At 71.4% G+C, this 16429-nt stretch carries 12 protein-coding genes; 3 read left to right on the top strand and 9 right to left on the bottom strand.

The genetic code is table 11. The features are described from left to right. Positions 1-25 precede the first annotated feature (25 nt). Positions 26-1477 (bottom strand): serine hydrolase, encoded by a 1452-nt coding sequence (locus tag HJG52_RS10975; protein WP_171243624.1) that lies wholly within the window; start codon positions 1475-1477, stop codon positions 26-28. A gap of 1 nt (position 1478) precedes the next feature. Next, positions 1479-1946, bottom strand: a complete 468-nt coding sequence (locus HJG52_RS10970) for a VOC family protein (protein ID WP_171243623.1) — start codon at positions 1944-1946, stop codon at positions 1479-1481. Positions 1947-2255: 309 nt separating this feature from the next. Here HJG52_RS10970 and HJG52_RS10965 point away from each other — a divergent pair, with 309 nt between their 5' ends. Further along, a complete protein-coding gene (locus HJG52_RS10965) occupies positions 2256-3455 on the top strand; it encodes a S53 family peptidase (protein ID WP_171243622.1) in 1200 nt (399 codons plus the stop codon). Between the two features lie 165 nt (positions 3456-3620). Here HJG52_RS10965 and HJG52_RS10960 read toward each other — a convergent pair whose 3' ends face one another. From HJG52_RS10960 to HJG52_RS10930, 7 genes are all read right to left on the bottom strand, one after another. Then, on the bottom strand, positions 3621-4517 hold the full coding sequence (locus HJG52_RS10960) for a carbon-nitrogen hydrolase family protein (protein WP_171243621.1): 897 nt from the start codon (positions 4515-4517) through the stop codon (positions 3621-3623). Continuing rightward, positions 4518-5174 carry an SRPBCC domain-containing protein gene (locus HJG52_RS10955; RefSeq protein WP_171243620.1) on the bottom strand — a complete coding sequence of 219 codons (657 nt, stop codon included), beginning with the start codon at positions 5172-5174 and terminating at the stop codon, positions 4518-4520. Then, complete coding sequence (cutA, locus tag HJG52_RS10950; RefSeq protein WP_171243619.1) at positions 5171-7615, bottom strand: aerobic carbon-monoxide dehydrogenase large subunit; 2445 nt, start codon at positions 7613-7615, stop codon at positions 5171-5173. The genes HJG52_RS10955 and cutA overlap by 4 nt, the downstream gene beginning before the upstream one ends. Continuing rightward, complete coding sequence (locus HJG52_RS10945; RefSeq protein ID WP_171243618.1) at positions 7612-8118, bottom strand: (2Fe-2S)-binding protein; 507 nt, start codon at positions 8116-8118, stop codon at positions 7612-7614. The genes cutA and HJG52_RS10945 overlap by 4 nt, the downstream gene beginning before the upstream one ends. Beyond that, positions 8115-8975, bottom strand: a complete 861-nt coding sequence (locus tag HJG52_RS10940) for an FAD binding domain-containing protein (protein WP_171243617.1) — start codon at positions 8973-8975, stop codon at positions 8115-8117. The genes HJG52_RS10945 and HJG52_RS10940 overlap by 4 nt, the downstream gene beginning before the upstream one ends. Positions 8976-8994: 19 nt before the next feature. Then, positions 8995-10506: a uracil-xanthine permease family protein gene (locus tag HJG52_RS10935; RefSeq protein WP_171243616.1), complete on the bottom strand. Its 1512-nt coding sequence runs from the start codon at positions 10504-10506 to the stop codon at positions 8995-8997. Between the two features lie 273 nt (positions 10507-10779). Then, positions 10780-12474, bottom strand: a complete 1695-nt coding sequence (locus HJG52_RS10930; protein ID WP_240977788.1) for a PucR family transcriptional regulator — start codon at positions 12472-12474, stop codon at positions 10780-10782. Between the two features lie 65 nt (positions 12475-12539). Here HJG52_RS10930 and HJG52_RS21630 point away from each other — a divergent pair, with 65 nt between their 5' ends. Both HJG52_RS21630 and HJG52_RS10920 read left to right on the top strand, forming a co-directional pair. Beyond that, positions 12540-13361 carry an oxamate carbamoyltransferase subunit AllH family protein gene (locus HJG52_RS21630; protein ID WP_171243615.1) on the top strand — a complete coding sequence of 274 codons (822 nt, stop codon included), beginning with the start codon at positions 12540-12542 and terminating at the stop codon, positions 13359-13361. Further along, entirely contained in the window at positions 13358-16426 is a 3069-nt protein-coding gene (locus HJG52_RS10920; RefSeq protein ID WP_171243614.1) for an oxamate carbamoyltransferase subunit AllG family protein, read from the top strand. The genes HJG52_RS21630 and HJG52_RS10920 overlap by 4 nt, the downstream gene beginning before the upstream one ends. Positions 16427-16429 lie beyond the last annotated feature (3 nt).

Genomic DNA, 16429 nt, shown 5'->3' with positions numbered 1-16429 from the left:
AGCCTAGCCACATGGCTAAGTCTGGCTAAGCCTTTTCGGCGGTCCGGACCGCGAGGGCGATCGGATCGGTGCCGTAGAGCGGGACCTCGTGCCAGTCGAGCGTCATGGAGCCGTCCGGTCGCCCTCGAAGCAGCAGCCGGTGTGGCAGCTCGACCAGCCGCAGCTGCGCGACGAACTCCTCGCCCTGCCAGCCGCCGGCCGCCACGACCGGGAGCATCGCGTCGCCGACCACGAGTGCCGACTCGGTCCACTGCCCGTGCCCGATCGCGATGGGGTCGTCGGTGCCCTCGAGCGCCAGCGACCAGCCGCGGGCGTCCGCGGTGAGCTCCGCGGCGGCATACCTGTCCGCCACCGTGCTGTCGGGCGAGCGCGTCCACGAGGCCCGCAGGGGTCCGTCAGCGCTGCCGCCCGGCATGGGGACCGCGAGCGACTCCAGTCGGCGGGCAAGCTCGGCGTCGTCGTCCGCGGAGCCCGGCCGGTCCACGGCCGGCACGAGGTGCTCCCACACGAGGTCGAGGACGCCCTGCATGTCCGTCGTCTCCTCGGTGATGGCGAGGGCGATGTCCTGCTCGGGCAGCACGATCGCGAACTGGCCGTAGGCGCCGTCGCCGCGGTAGCCGAGCCGCGCGCCCCAGAACGAGCAGCCGTAGCCGTGGGTCCAGTCGGGGTTGGGCGCCTCCTCGCGGTTGGGCAGGTCGGTGGGCGTGGTCGCCGTCGTCACCCAGTCCTCGGAGAGCAGCTGCTCGCCCTGCCACCGGCCGCGGTCGAGGTAGGTCTGCGCGAGGGCGTGGACGGCGTCGGTGCCGAGGTGCAGACCCGAGAAGCCGAGCTCGCGACCGGTCGCGGTCACGTGCCACCGGGCGGCGTCGGGGGAGTCGGGGTCGAGCCGCGCCAGCAGGCGTGGCCGCAGCAGGTCGAGCAGCGAGCCACCGGTGACGCCGCGCACGGCAGCCGCGACGAGGTAGGTCGCGACCTGGTTGTAGGCCCACGCGCTGCCGGGTTCGTGCTCTGGCTCGTGGGCAAGGATGGCCGTCAGCACCGGGTCGGTGCCGTCGCTCGAGGGCAGGTATGCCGCCTGGTTGGGTCCCGGGAGCCAGGCCTCGGTGTCGTGGCCGGTCGCCATCTGCAGGCACTGCCCCAGCGTGAGCCGCCGGTAGCGCTCGGGGATGGTGACGTCTGCGGGGAGGCTGCCCGAGGGGATGAGGTCGAACACCGGGGTGTCGAGGCTCACCCGCCCCTCGTCAACGAGCAGGCCGACCGCGGTGGCGGCGAAGGACTTGCTGAGGGAGTAGAGCAGCTGAATCCGGTTGGGGGAGTAAGGCGCCCACCAACCGCGTGAGATGACTTGGCCGTGCCGTGACAGGACGATGCTGTGCGGATCGTGGCCGTCGCGCTCGAGGGCATCGAGGAAGTCCAGGACGCCGCGGGCGTCGACGTCCTGCGCGGACGGGGCGCTGGTCGGGAGGAGGGACGCCACGTCAGCCCTTCTCGGACTCGGCGCCCGACCCGGCCTCGGACTCGGCACCGAAGCGGCCGCGGTGCTCGCGCGGGATGAGCGGCTGGTCGGCCCGCGCCTTGATCTCCTGCACCGCCCAGGTGTTGCCGTCCGGGTCGGCGAAACCGAAGAACGTGCCGCCGTCACGGGGGTCGATCACCTGGATCTCACTGCACTCCACACCGCGCCCGACGAGCTCCTCGCGGGCCGCGGCGGCGTCGGCGACGACGAGCTGGAGCCCACGCATCGACCCCGGCGCCATGTCCTGCTGCGACGGCAGGTTGCCGACGACGATCGAGCAACCCGAGCCGGGCGGTGTCAGCTGCGCGACGTCCATGTGCTCGTTGGTGGTGTGGTGGTCGAGGTTGAAGCCGACCTGGTCGCGGTAGAACGCGACCGCGCGGTCGAGTTCGGAGACGGGCAGCACGACGACTTCGAGGGTCCAGTCCATGGGCGTCAGTCTGGTGCTCGCACCCGTCGCGGTCCACCGGTTCGAGGGCGACGATCGCGCAGCTCGCCACGGTTCGCGCACCCGCCGCTGCGCGAATGGTGTCAAGGTGCGCGAACGCCCGTCCATCGCACGGGCATCGCGCCGACCGCCATGACATCCGTCACGAGTTCGCGTCAACTCTTCCCCAACCACGCGTCATTTCTTCGTCGCACTCGTCAGAAGGTGTCGCAAGCCATTGCGCGACAAGGGAACTCGGGACAGGTTGCCACTCGACGGCACCACCGTCCTCACCCCCCAAGGAGACAGTGAATGCGTAAGCAGATCCTTTCGGCCGCCCTCGCGTCGGCCGCCGCGATCGGCCTTGCGGCCGGGGCCACGACCACGGCCACGGCTGCGTCGAGCCACGGACGGGCCCACGCCGCCCGTGTGTGCGCCACCACCAGCTCGCCGACCACCGCAGCGTGCAGCTCGATGAAGCTGGTCAACGACCAGGGCGTCGCGGTCAGCCCCAGCGGCCGCACCATCACCCCCAACGCCATCTCGGGCAAGAGCCCGGCTGACATCCAGAGCGCCTACAAGGTGGCCGGGTTGTCGTCGGGCGGCCGGACCGTCGCGATCGTCGACGCCTACGGCTACCCCAACGCCGAGCGCGACCTCGGCGTCTACCGCTCCCAGTGGGGACTGCCGGCGTGCACCGTCGCCAACGGCTGCCTGCGCATCATCAACCAGACCGGTGGCACCTCGCTGCCGCGCTTCGACGTCGGTTGGGCCGGTGAGCAGGCCCTCGACCTCGACGCCGTCTCGGCCACCTGCCCCGACTGCAAGATCGTGCTCGTGCAGGCGAGCAGCGCCTCCCTGACCAACCTCGGCACCGCCGTCAACACGGCGGCCAAGCAGCCCGGCGTCGTCGCGATCTCCAACAGCTATGGCGGTGGCGACCTCGCCGACAGCAGCTACGGCAGCTACTACAACCACCCGGGCATCGCCGTCACCGCCTCGACCGGTGACAACGGCTACCAGGGCGGCTCGTACCCGGCCTCCTCGCACTACGTCACCGCCGTTGGTGGCACCTCGCTGGTCAAGGACGGCAGCGCCCGCGGCTGGTCCGAGTCCGCCTGGAGCGGAGCAGGATCCGGCTGCACCACCCTCAACGCCGCGCCGGCCGGGCAGACCACCGCCATGACCGCCTGCTCGGGCCGCGCGATCGCGGACGTGTCCGCCGTCGCCGACCCGAACACCGGCCTCGCCACCTATGCCCCGACCACCAAGTCCAGCTCGTCGTGGGCGCAGTACGGCGGCACCAGCCTTTCCGCCCCGATCGTGGCCGCGGTCTACGCGCTGTCCGGCAACACGGCCGGCTACGCCAACACCATCCCCTACGCCAACAGCGCCGGCCTGTTCGACGTCACCTCCGGCAGCAACGGCACCTGCGCCAGCTGGTGCACCGCCAAGTCCGGCTGGGACGGCCCCACCGGCCTCGGCACCCCGAACGGCACCTCCGCCTTCTGAGCGAACGCTCCACGCGGCATACCTCTCGCCATCGGTGAGGGGTATGCCGCGTGATCGTGCCAGGGTCGCGCAGTTCGGCACGGCTCGCGCACCCGCAGCTGCGCGAGCCGTGCCAAGGTGCGCGATCGTCCGTCCCCGACGAGCGAGGTATGCCGCGTGGTCGCCTCAGTGGGGGAACGACGTCTGCGCGGGTCGTTCGAGGTCGTCGCGGTAGCCCCGGATGAGGTCGAGGTTGCGGTCACGCAGGTGGTCGAAGCCCTGGCCGATGTTGGAGCCGGGCGTCAGCGACGACAGGGCCGTGGCGGGGTCGAGCACGGCCGACACCCAGCCCTCGTGCGACGCGGCCTTGGCGACGATGTGGCCGATCGGCGTGACGATGTGGGAGTTGCCGAAGTAGAGGACGCCGGCCGGGTCGGCACCAGTGGCGTTGGCCCCGATGACGAAGACGTGGTTGTCGTAGGCGCGGGCCCGTGACGTCAGCTCCCAGATGTCGGCCGACCGCAGCAGCGCCGACGGCCGCACGATCACCTCGGCGCCCCGGACGGCCTGGATGCGTGACAGCTCGGGGTAGTCGCCGTCGAAGCAGACGATCATCCCGATCTTCCCGAGGTCGGTGTCGACCACCGTGACGGTGTCGCCCGGGGTCACCCACCCGCCGCCGTCGACGTGCTCGGTGCAGAACGGGTGCGTCTTGCGGTAGACGCCCGCAACCTCGCCGGAACGGTCGATGAGGACCGCCGCGTTGTAGACGATGCCACGCTCCGGCCCGCGCTCGTAGGTGCCGAGGACGGCATACACACCAAGGTCTTTCGCGACCTGCTGCACCGGTTCGGTGACGGGCCCGGGGATCTCGCTGACGAGGTCCCAGAGCTCCTCGGCGGTGCAGTCGGGTGTGAACCCGGTCGTCGCCGACTCGGGCAGGACAACCAGCTCAGCCCCGGTCGCGTCGACGCAGCGGCGCGTGAAGTCGACGCACTTGTCGAGGTTCTTGCGCACGGTCTCGGGCGTCAGCGGCCCGGGCACCGGCGCGATCTGGACTGCGGCTGCAGTGAATGCGCGCATCTATCGGCCTCCGATCGCCCATCCCACGATAACCCCGGCCAGGGCGACCGCCCCGCCCGTGAGCACGCCGCGACGGAAGTCGTGCGGTCCACGGGAGGCAGTCGACGTGCCGACCGAGTTGATGGGCCGCACGTCCGTGGGGCTCTCCTCGACGTAGACGCCGGGGCTGATGTAGGAGCCCGCGGGCTTCGTCGGCTTCTTGTCGGCGACTGGGCGCACCCCCGCGATGTCGTCGTCGACGGCGGCGAAGAACTGCCCGGCCATCTTGCGGGTCACCCCGGTGAGCATCCGCTGCCCGACGCCACCGATCACACCGCCCACGACCGCGTCGGCGTCGTAGGACAGGTCGGTGCCGCCACCCGCGCCCGGCGCGAGCCGCACCAGGACATCGGCGTCGACGGTGCCCGGCCCACCGGCACCGCGCGCCTTGAGCCGGAACTGGTTCGGCGGCTGCGGGTCGAGCAGCGCGACCGTGCCGTCGTACGTGCCCTTGATGGCCGCGACGCCCGCCGTGACGGTCATCGCGTAGGTGCCCGCCCCCGTGTCGGTCAGCGTCTCGCAGCCGGGGAGCGTGCGGGCCAGCACCTCGGGGTCGTGGAAGGCGTCGTAGACCTGTTGCGGGTCGGCCTTGAGGGCAGCCGTGCCGGAGATCTTCACCGGTCCTCCTGGGTGTCGGTGGGTGATGACGAGGTATGCCGCGGGCGCCGGAGGGAGGGCCAGTCACCGGCCGCGTGCCGCTGGCGCAGCTCCCACAGCTCGACCGGCGAGATGGGCATCGAGCGGATCGGGAAGCCCTCGGCGTCCTCGATGGCGGAGGCGATGACGGCACTGACGGGGATGCACCCGGCCTCGCCGGCGCCTTTGATTCCCAACGGGTTCAGCGGCGATGGCGTCTCGAGGTGGTCGGTCTCGATCACCGGCACCTCGGAGGCGTAGGGCATCAGGAAGTCCATGAACGACGCGTTGAGCAGCTGGCCCGACTCGTCGTAGACCATCCGCTCGTAGAGGGCCCCTCCCACGCCCTGCGCGACGCCTCCGTGGACCTGCCCCTCGACGATCATCGGGTTGATCATCGGCCCGCAGTCGTGGACCACGCAGTAGCGCAGGATGCGGATCTCGGCCGTCACCGGGTCGGTCTCGACGATCGCGGCGTGCATGCCGTTGGCGAAGGTCGCCTGCGTGGGGGAGTAGAAGTCCTTGCCCTCCAGGCCGGGTTCGTCGTCGTCGGCCACAGGTGGCTTGGAGGGGTCGTTGCTGCCGGCGAACTGCGTCGCGGCCTTGGCGGCCTCGTCGAACGCGTAGCGCAGCGGGTTGGACATCACCGACACGGTGCCGAGCGACATGTGGGTGCCGGGTGCGCCCTTGACCCGGATGTCGCCGTCGACGATCTCGAGGTCGTCGGCGCTGACCTCGAGCGCGTCGGCCGCGATCCGCAGTGCCTTGGCCCGGACGGTGCGCGCGGCGAGGGCGATCGCGTTGCCGCTCATCACGGCGGCACGCGAGGCGAACGTTCCCACGGCATACGGCATCCGTCTCGTGTCACCCGTGGTGACGTGGACGTCCTCGATGGGCACCCCGAGCTCGTTCGCCACGATCTGGGCGAACACCGTCTCGTGCCCCTGCCCCTGTGAGGTGAGGCCGGTCGAGACGTTGACGCGGCCGCTCGTCTCGACCTGGATGTGGCCGCCCTCGTAGGGCCCGACGCCGGTGCCCTCGACGTAGCAACCGATGCCGAGCCCGACCTTGCGCCCGGCTGCCTCCGCCTCGGCCCGGTAGGCCGCGAAGTCGTCCCAGCCCACGAGTGCCTTGAGCTTGTCCAGGCTCGCGGGGAAGTCGCCGGAGTCGTAACGCAACGGTCGGCCGTCCTGGAAGAGCAGTCCGTGGTCGTAGGGCATCTCGCTGGGGAGGATGAAGTTGCGGCTGCGCACCTCCGTGCGGTCGAGGCCGAGCTCGTCGGCGATCGCGTCGACGGTGCGCTCCATGGCGAAACAGCCCTGCGGCCGGCCGGCACCCCGGTAGGGCGTGACGAGGACGGTGTTGGTGTAGAGCGACCAGAACTCGACGCGGTAGGCGCCCGGCTTGTAGGGGCCGAGCAGCTGGGTCGAGGTGATGATAGGGACGATGATGCCGTAGGGCGTGTAGGCGCCGTTGTCGTGCCAGAGCTTCACGTCGAGCGCCAGGATGCGACCCTCGTCGTCGAAGCCGACCTTGACGGTCTGGAGCTGGCCGCGCTCGTGCGCGCTGGACGTGAAGTGCTCGCGACGGTCCTCGACCCACTTGACCGGCTGGTCGAGAAGCCTTGCGGCCCAAGGGATCAGGACCTCCTCGGGCCACGGGTGGTTGATCTTGACCCCGAACCCGCCACCCACGTCGGGCGCGATGCACTCGACCTTGGCGAGGGGCAGGTCGAGCTTGGCGGCGACGGCCGCTCGCACGCCGGTGGAGGTCTGGGTGGAGGAGTAGAGCCGCAGCTCGCCATTCTCGTCGTCCCACCGGGCGTAGACGCCCTTGCCCTCCATCGGCATGCACGCACTGCGCTCGATCGACAGGTCGAGCTCGAGGGTGCGCGGTGCGGCAGCCATGGCGGCGTCGACGTCGCCGACCTCCTGGAACATGTGTGCGGAGACGTTGTCCGGGACGTCGTCGTGCACGAGATCCGTTGCGTCCCTGGCCATTTCGATGCCCACAACCGGGGTGAGGAAGTCGTACTCGACTCGGATCAGTTGCGCAACGTCCTCGGCGACGTAGCGGTCGCGGGCGATGACGAGGACGATCGGCTCACCGACGTGGTTGACCTCGTCCTTGGCGAGTGCGTATGCCGTGCGGCCGTGGGTGAGCGTGGGGTGGGGGATGAGCAGCGGCAACGGCTCGCCGACCCGGCCGGGCAGGTCCTCGTGCGTCCAGATGCCGACGAGTCCGTCGACGTCGAGGGCGTCGGTGACGTCGATGTCGACGATGCGGGCATGCGCGTGCGGGCTGCGGACGAACGCGGCCGCAAGCGCGTCGTGGCCCAGGTCGTCGAGGAACCGACCGTTGCCCGTGACGAGGCGGGGGTCTTCGCGACGGGCGACGGGCGCACCGAACATGCTTGTCGTCATTGGTCGTTCGCCTCCTTGCGTCGCAGCTCGGCGGCGCGCAGCACCGACTTGACGATGTTCTGGTAGCCCGTGCAGCGGCACAGGTTGCCCGAGATCGCCTCGCGCGCCTCCTCGGCCGTGGGGTCGGGGTTCTCCTCGAGGTAGGCCGTGATCGTCGTGACGAAACCGGGTGTGCAGAAGCCGCACTGGAGCCCGTGGCACTCGGTGAACGCCCGCTGCACCGGTCTCATCGCGTCGATCGTGCCGAGCCCCTCCACGGTGGTGATGCGGTGCGCCTGGGCCGTGACCGCGAACATCAGGCACGAGCGCATCGGCTCGTCGTCCACGAGCACCGTGCAGGCGCCGCACACGCCGTGCTCGCACCCGACGTGGGTGCCGGTCAGGCCGAGGTCGTGCCGCAGGAAGTCCGACAGCAGACGCCGGGCCGGCACCCGGGCGTGGTGCGGGACGCCGTTGACGGTGATGGTCACGTCGAGCAGCTCTTCGGCAACGGGTTCGCTCATGCTGCCCTCCCGGCGGCCTCGGTGAGGGCCAGGCGGGCCAGCTCGACCGCCAGCATGCGCCGGTATGCCGCGGTGGCGTGGATGTCGTCCTCCGGCGACACCGCGTCAGCGACGGCGTCCGCGCTGGAAGCCCAGTCGACCGCGGAAGGCTCCTGACCGGCATACGCATCAGTGAGGTCGAGGACGGAAGGGACGTCGGTGACCGAGACGAAGCCCAGCCGCACCCCGCTCACCACGCCGCCGGTCACGGTCACCGCCGCCCCGACGCCGGCCAGGGCGTAGTCACCGTGCCGGCGGGCGCGCTCGAGGAAGGCGGTGCCCGTGCCGCGAGCGAACCGCGGGAACCGTACGCCGGTCGCCAGCTCGTCCTCGGCCAGCGACGTCTCCAACGGTCCGAGAAAGAAGTCAGCCCAAGGGATCTCGCGCGGCCCGGCCGGGCCGACAGCCTCGACCACGCCGTCACACATCGCCAGGATCGTCGGCATCTCACCGGCGGCGTCGGCATGCGCGATCGACCCGACCGTGGTGCCGCGGTTGCGGATCACGGGGTGGGCAACGTGGGCGAGAGCCTGGCGCAGCAGCGGCAAGGCGGCATACGCCCCCTCGTGACGCTCCAGACCCGTGTGCCGCACCAGCGCACCCACCCGCACGGTGGCGTCGTCGACCACCACCGTGTCGAGCCCGGCCACCTGGTTGATGTCGACGAGATGACCCGGCGACGCGAGCCGCATGTTGAGGATCGGCACGAGGCTCTGGCCGCCGGCGAGCACCTTGCCGTCGTGGCCGACCTCGCCCAGCACCGCGACGGCCTCGTCGACCGACCGCGGCGCATGGTGGACGAAGGGAGCCGGCTTCATGCAACCATCCTGCCCCGGCTCACCGGTTCCGTCGGTCGTCCTGGTAGAGGTCGTCCACGCCGTCGCTGTCGCCATAGGTCTCCCGGCCGCCGACGGTGATGGCGGCCCCACCGGGCGCGTTCGCTCGGTCGCGCAGCTCGCGCGGAGCCACCGCCTTGGCAAGGTGGTACCCGGCGATCGCGACGATCGTGCCGAGCGCGATGCCGGAGAGCGAGAAGTTGTCGGAGAACTTCAGCGACACGTTGCCGATGCCCATGATGATGCCCGCGGCGAGCGGCACGAGGTTGATCGGGTTGCCGAAGTCGACGCCGTTCTCCTTCCAGATCTTGGCGCCGAGCAGGCCGATCATGCCGTAGAGCACCACGGTGATCCCGCCGAGCACACCGCCGGGCACCGACGAGACCAGCGCGCCGAACTTGGGGGAGAGGCCGAACAGGATCGCCACGAGCGCAGCCACGTAATAGGCCGCGGTGGAGTAGACCCTGGTGGCGGCCATCACGCCGATGTTCTCGGCATACGTCGTCGTCGGCGACCCACCCACGGACGAGGCGAGGGCGGTGCCGATGCCGTCGGCGGCAATGGCCTTGCCCATGTAGGGGTCGAGATCGTGCCGGGTCATCTCGGCGACCGCCTTCACGTGCCCGGTGTTCTCGGCGATGAGCGCAATGACGGCGGGCAGCACGAGCAGGATGGCGGCCATCGAGAAGCTTGGCGTGTGCCAGCCCACAACCTCCTTGCCGTCCGCCGCGATCATGGTCTTGGACGGGAAGCCGATCCAGGAGGGGCACAGCGACCCATTGGCGAGCTTCTCCCCGGCCGAGCAGGTCAGCGACGAGAAGTCGGTGCGGAAGTGGTCTGTCGCCTTGGTCGCTCCGCCGAGGACCGAGTTGATCTGCCCCGTCGTCTTGTCGAGGAACCACGACAGGGCCGTGCCGAAGATGAGGGCAAGGAAGACGGCGATACGACCGATGAATCCCTTGAAGGCCACGGCGAAGATGATCGTGAAGATCATGACGGCCAGGGCGACCCACTGGTCCTGGGGCCAGTAGATCCCGGCCACCACTGGCGCCAGGTTGAACCCGATGAGCATGACCACGGCACCGGTCACCGAGGCGGGCAGGATCTTGTGCAGCAGACCGGAGCCGAGGAAGTGCACGAGCAGACCGATGACGGCAAGCACCAGTCCGGCGACCAGGATCGCCCCGGTGACCTCCTTGGAGTCGCCACCCTGGGCGCGGATCGCCGCGACACCACCGACGAACGCCGCCGACGTGCCGAGGTAGCTCGGGACGCGACCCGACACGATGAGCAGGAAGACGATCGTCGCGATCCCGCTCATCATGATCGCGAGCTGCGGGTTCAGACCCATGATCAGGGGGAAGACGAAGGTCGCCCCGAACATCGCCACCACGTGCTGCGCGCCCAGCCCGACGGTCTTGCCCCACCCGAGCCGCTCGTCGGGAGCGACGACGTCGTCCGGTCCGGCGAGGTTGCCGTCGCCGTGCAGCTTCCAACCCAGGCCCAAGCTCATGCGGACTCCTTCGTCACGGCCGCGCAGTCAGGGGGTGGCGCGGCTCAGCCCTGCTCGATACGCGCAACCTAGCGGCCTCCCGCCCCGGTGCATTGGGCAATTGTTGCTATCGGGCCCGGCATGTCGTGTCGACAGACGTGCCTTGCGGCACGAGACGCAGGTATGCCGCGTGCTCGCTCCCGCGCCCCGCTGCACCTGTTGCCGGTGGGTCGGCGTCTCTGGCGGCCGGGGCGTGCATCTGCCGGGTGGTCGGCAACGAGTGGGGAGGCGACCTCAGATGCCGCGCATCTGGTGGACCTTGAGCGCCAGGGCCAGCTTGAGCCGCAGTTGTGGGTCGGTCGTGAAGGGCCCGAGCATCCGCTCCAGCTTGGCGATGCGGTAGCGCAGGGTGTTGTAGTGGAAGAACAGGATTCGCGCGGTCTCGGCGACGTTCATGTTGGTGTCGATGAGGATCGACAGCGTGTTGCGCAGGTCGGCGTTCTCGGCGACGTCGTCGTCCGCGAGCGGACCGAGTGACTCCTGCACGAACCGGCGCAGGTCGGTGCTGTCGGGCACCAGTGCCAGCAACCGGAAGATGCCAAGTCCGTCGAAATGGGTCAGCGCCGAGTCACCGTGCAGCTGCCGGCCGACACCGACAGCGCTGAGCGCCTCGTCGTAGGCCCGGGGCAGGTCGGCCACCGAGTCGATCGGCCGGGAGACGCCGGTGGAGAAGGTGCGTCGTCCGCCGCCGCCGTCACCGCGCACGACCCGCACGACGTCACCCACCTGTCGCATCACGGCGTCGGTGTCGGCATCGTCGGCGACCGCGAAGAGGGCCACCACCTCCTGGCTGAAGCCCATGACCGGCGCACGCGGGTCGCGCACCGCCATCGCCTGGTTCCACGCGCGCGAGAACCGTTGCTGCAGCTCGGTGACCTCCTCGCTCGTCCGCGTCGTGTGCTCGTCGTCCTCGTCGGTCTCGGCCACGACCACGACCAGCCGCCGGTCGATGTCCCACCCGAGTGCTGCGGCGTGCAGGATCGCCTCCGGCGGTGCACCGGCCCGCCCGGCCAGCGCGTCGCGCAGGAACTCCGCGCGGTACTTGCTCTCCACCGCGGAGACGGCCTGCTCCTTGGTGATGGCGAGCGCAGCCACCGTGGCTGCGCGTTCGAGCAGGTGCACGTCGTCGGCGGTGAGGTCACGGTCCGGCACGAACGCCACGAGCAGCCCGTGGTTGAGCTGTCCGGCCACGATCCGCACGAGTGCCCGCCCGGCGTCACGCGCCCCGGCCGGCCGGATGCCCACGCGCTCGTGCTCGGTGATGAGCCGGCCCGTCCGGTCGAAGCAGTCCAGCGCGTGCGCGGCCTCCAGCGCCGCCCCCGACCCGGCCTCGGCCAGGACGCGCCCGTCCGTCGACGTGACCATGGTGGCGCCGCCCAGGAACTCGGCCAGCCTCCCGCACAGGTCCTCCAGGCCACCCCCGGCGAGGACGATGTCGACCAGGATCTGGTGTGCCTCGTCGACCCTCGCGAGGATGCCGGCCTGCTGGTCGAGCAGCGCACCCAGCGCCTCGGTCACGACCACGGCGGCGGCGGAGTCCGTGACGACGACGGCCACCCCGGTGGCCCCAGCGGCCGCGCGCAACGCCTTGCGGCGCGTCGCCGTGACCGGTGCGCCACCTGCCAGCACCACGGCGGCCGCGCCCTCCTCGGCCAGCCGCGCGATGACCTCGCCGGAGCGCGCCGGCTCGACCGACGCGGCGTCCACGCACACGAGGTGGTGCGCACGCGGCATACCCGACCGGTCGTCGGACGACGCGCGGGTGACCACGACATCGGTGTCGCCGAGCACCTCCGCGGAGGCGAGGGAGGGGAGCTCGAGGAGGCGGTGCAGCGGCAGCCCGGCGACGAGCTCGCGGGCGGCGGACGCGGGCGCCACCGATGGCAACTCCGCGTCACGCAGGGCTGGATCGTTGGCAACATTCACCATGAGGGGACTGTAATCGCACTGGGTAGCGTCGCACCGTCGGTCAACCCAACCCGCGGAGGTCGCCCGTGCCAGCGTCGACGGTGTGGCCGGCTGCCGTGTCGCAGCGTTCGGCCGACCTGGTTGGCGCCCCCGAGCCGGTGCCGGCCCGCGTCCTCGGGGCGTTTCCCGCCGCCGTCTACCTGCTCGTGGCTGACCGCGTCCTGCCCGTGGTGGCGAGGGATGCGTTGCGCCTGCCGACCGCCGTCGTGCTCGCCCAGCCAGCGCGCGTCGTGGGCTGGGGCGTGCAACCCGGCGACCACCTCGGGGTCGGTCGGGGCCTCGTCGAGCTGCCCGGTGTCACGGTGCGCGGGGGGCGGACGTGGCGGCCCGCGCGCGTGCCCTCGACCGCCCACTTGTCAACGGTGGCAACGGATTTCGCGGCTGCCGGTCCGTGGCGAAAGGCGGCCGGGGTGCTGGTCGACGCCCTGCTCTCGGGTGGCGAGGTCGACGGCCGGGTGAGCGTGCTCGTCGGGGCCGGAGGGGGACTCACGCCCAGCGGGGACGACGTGCTCTGCGGCATCCTCCTGGGGCTGCGGCTGCGCGGACGACTGGCCGAGGCGGAGGTGCTGTGGCGGGCCGTGCGGCCGTGGCTGGCGGCGACGACGTCCCTGTCCGCGTCGCTGCTCACCGAGGCGTCGCAGGGGTATGCCGTGCCACCCGTCGTGCGCCTCGCCCGCGCCCTCGCGGCCGGTGACCGCGCGCTCGCGGTCCGGGCCGTCGACGAGGTGCGCGCGATCGGGCACACCTCGGGCACCGACCTGCTGGCCGGGTTCACCGCCGCCCTCGACGCCGGCGGGGGCGCCGATCCCGCACGGCCCGTGACCGCCCTGGAAGGAGCACACCCGTGACCGATGTGGTGGAGGTGCGCCCCGGGAGCTACCACGACTCGGTGAGCCTGATGCAGGTCTCGCGCCAGGTGGCGGCAGCCGACGGGGTCGTGGCGGCGCAGGTGGCGATGGCGACCGACCTCAACCTCGAGGTGATCCGCGGCATGGGGTTCGACCTCCCCGACGGCCTCGGCACCAACGACCTGCTCGTCGCGATCCGAGCTGACTCCGACGCCGGCCTCGCCTCCGGCCGGGCGGCACTGGAGGACGCGCTGGCCGGGCTGCGGGCGGGCGGGTCCTCGGCGGCGGGCTTTGGAGAGGCGTCGTCGCCGCGCACGCTGGGACGCGCGGTCGAGGAGGCCGGTGCCACGCTCGCCCTGGTCTCGGTGCCGGGCCAGCACGCAGCCACGGAGGCCTTCGACGCGATCGACCGGGGCGCGTCGGTCATGGTGTTCTCCGACAACGTCTCGGTCGAGGACGAGGTCGCGCTCAAGGACGCGGCTGCCCGTCGGGGCGTGCTGATGATGGGACCCGACTGCGGCACGGCTGTCGTCGGCGGGGCGGCCTTGGGGTTTGCCAACGTCGTCCGGCCGGGGCCGATCGGGATCGTCGCGGCATCGGGCACCGGCGCACAGGAGGTCATGGCGCTGCTCGACGCGGCCGGCGTCGGCGTCAGCCACTGCCTAGGCGTGGGCGGTCGCGACCTGTCGGCGCAGGTCGCCGGTCGCTCGACGCGGCAGGCGCTCGCGGCGCTGGACGCCGACGAGGCCACGACCGCGATCCTCGTCGTCTCGAAACCCCCGGCCCCCGACGTGCTGGCCGCGCTGGAGCGGTATGCCGCGGGGCTGGCGACGCCGGTCCACTGGGCAACGCTCGGGCCGGGTCGTCCGGACCTCACCACCGCAGTGGCGAGCGCCCTGACCGAGCTGGGGCACGGCATACCCGAGGAGTGGCCGCACTGGAAGCCGCTCATCGACGCCGAGGCGCCGGACGCGGACCAGGCGCCGGGCTCGTCGGGCTTGTCGGGCTCGCCGAGTCAGTCGGCGCGCGGCGGGTCGCTGCGCGGGCTGTTCGTCGGCGGCACGCTCGCCGACGAGGCGATGCTCGTGGCGGGGGAGCGGGTGGGCCCGATCCGGTCGAACATCCCGCTGTCGCCGGAGCTGGCGCTCGGACCCGACCTGCGGGATGAAGGGCATGTGGTCATCGACTTTGGTGACGACGAGCTGACCCGCGGCCGTGCGCACCCCATGATCGACCCCACCCTGCGGATGGAACGCATCGCGGCAGAGGGGGGCGACCCGACCTGCGGGGTGCTGCTGCTCGACCTGGTGCTCGGCCACGGCGCGCACCCTGACCCCGGGCCGGAGCTCGCCGACGCCATCCGTGCTGCTCGGGCGGCGGCGGCGTCCGACGGGCGCGAGCTACCGGTCGTCGTCGCGTTGGTGGGGACCACCGGTGACCCACAAGGGATCTCGTCCACGGCTGGGGCGCTGGCTGCCGCGGGCGCCGAGGTGTTCCTGTCGGCTGCCGAGGCCACCCGTCGAGCCGTCGACCTCCTCCCGGTTCGAGGTGACAACGCACCCGGATCCGGCGCCGTTTCACCTCGAACCGGACAGGCTCCGGCGGTGGACCCGGTGGTTCGAGGTGACAACGCACCCGAAACCGGGGCTGTACTACCTCGAACCGCTGGGCGAGTGCTGCTCGACGAGGACCCGGTGGTCGCGACTGCCGGCGTGAGCCTGTTCGCCGATGCACTGCGCGACCAAGCGGTGCCGGTGACGGAGACCGACTGGCAGCCGCCCCTGCCCGGCACCGAGCGACACCTGGCGCAGGTCCTCGCCGACCCGCGACGCCGGGAGGCGAATGCCCTTGCGCTGCAACGGATGACGGCTGCCGGCGCCGACCTCGTCGATGTGCGTCCCGCGTGGGAGGCCCTCGGGCTCGAGCGTGGCACGTTCCTGCACGCCGGGCCGCCGATCGAGTGGGAGCGCGCGTCCGGTCCCATGCGCGGCGCCCTCATCGGCGCCGTCCTCTTCGAGGGACTGGCCGACACCGCGGAAGAGGCCGAGCGCCAGCTGGCGGCCGCGGCATACACCCTCGAGCCCTGCCACCACCGCGACGCGGTCGGGCCGATGGCCGGCGTCGTCTCGCCCTCGATGTGGCTCTACGAGCTGCGCGACGAGGTGCACGACCACACCTCCTGGTGCTCGCTCAACGAGGGGCTGGGCAAGGTGCTGCGCTACGGCGCCTATGGGTCCGAGGTGGTCGACCGACTGCACTGGATGAACACCACGCTCGGGCCGCTGCTCCAGCAGGCTGTGCGCGCGGCCGGCCCGATCGACATCAAGGCGATCATCACCCAGATGCTTCAGATGGGCGACGAGGGCCACAACCGCAACCGTGCCGGCTCACTCATGCTCCTGCGCGAGCTGCTGCCCGCCCTCATCGCGGCCGATGCGCCGTCTGTCGACATCGCCGAGGCGGTGCGCTTCTCGGGAGCGAACGAGCACTTCTTCCTCAACCTCGGTATGCCGGCGTGCAAGCTCTCGACGATGGCCGCCGAGGGGATCGCCGGGTCGACCGTCGTGACCACGATGGCGCGCAACGGCACCGACTTCGGCATCCGGACGGCGGGCACGGGCGACCGGTGGTTCACCGGACCTGCCAACACGCCCGAGGGCCTGTTCCTCGGCGACTACGGCCCCGACGACGCCAACCCCGACATCGGCGACTCCGCCATCACCGAGACCGCCGGCATCGGCGGGTTCGCCATGGCCGCGGCGCCGGCCATTGTCCGGTTCGTCGGCGGTGACGTGCCGTTCGCGCTGCGGGCCACGCGCACGATGTATGAGATCACCGTCGGTGAGCACACGGCATACCAGGTGCCGATCCTGGAGTTCCGCGGCACGCCCACCGGCATCGACGTCACCGCCGTCGCGCGCACCGGCGTCCTGCCGCAGATCAACACCGGCATGGCTGGGCGAGTGGCGGGCACCGGTCAGGTGGGCGCGGGGCTGGTCAACCCGCCCGCGGAGTGCTTCACTGCCGCACTCGACGCACTGGCCGCCGCCACCCGGCGTGGGTGACGG

This window comes from Knoellia koreensis, assembly GCF_013041615.1.
Taxonomy (GTDB): Bacteria; Actinomycetota; Actinomycetes; order Actinomycetales; family Dermatophilaceae; genus Pedococcus; species Pedococcus koreensis.
Note: the sequence above shows the minus strand (reverse complement) of the source record. Positions and strands in the feature narration are given on the sequence as shown.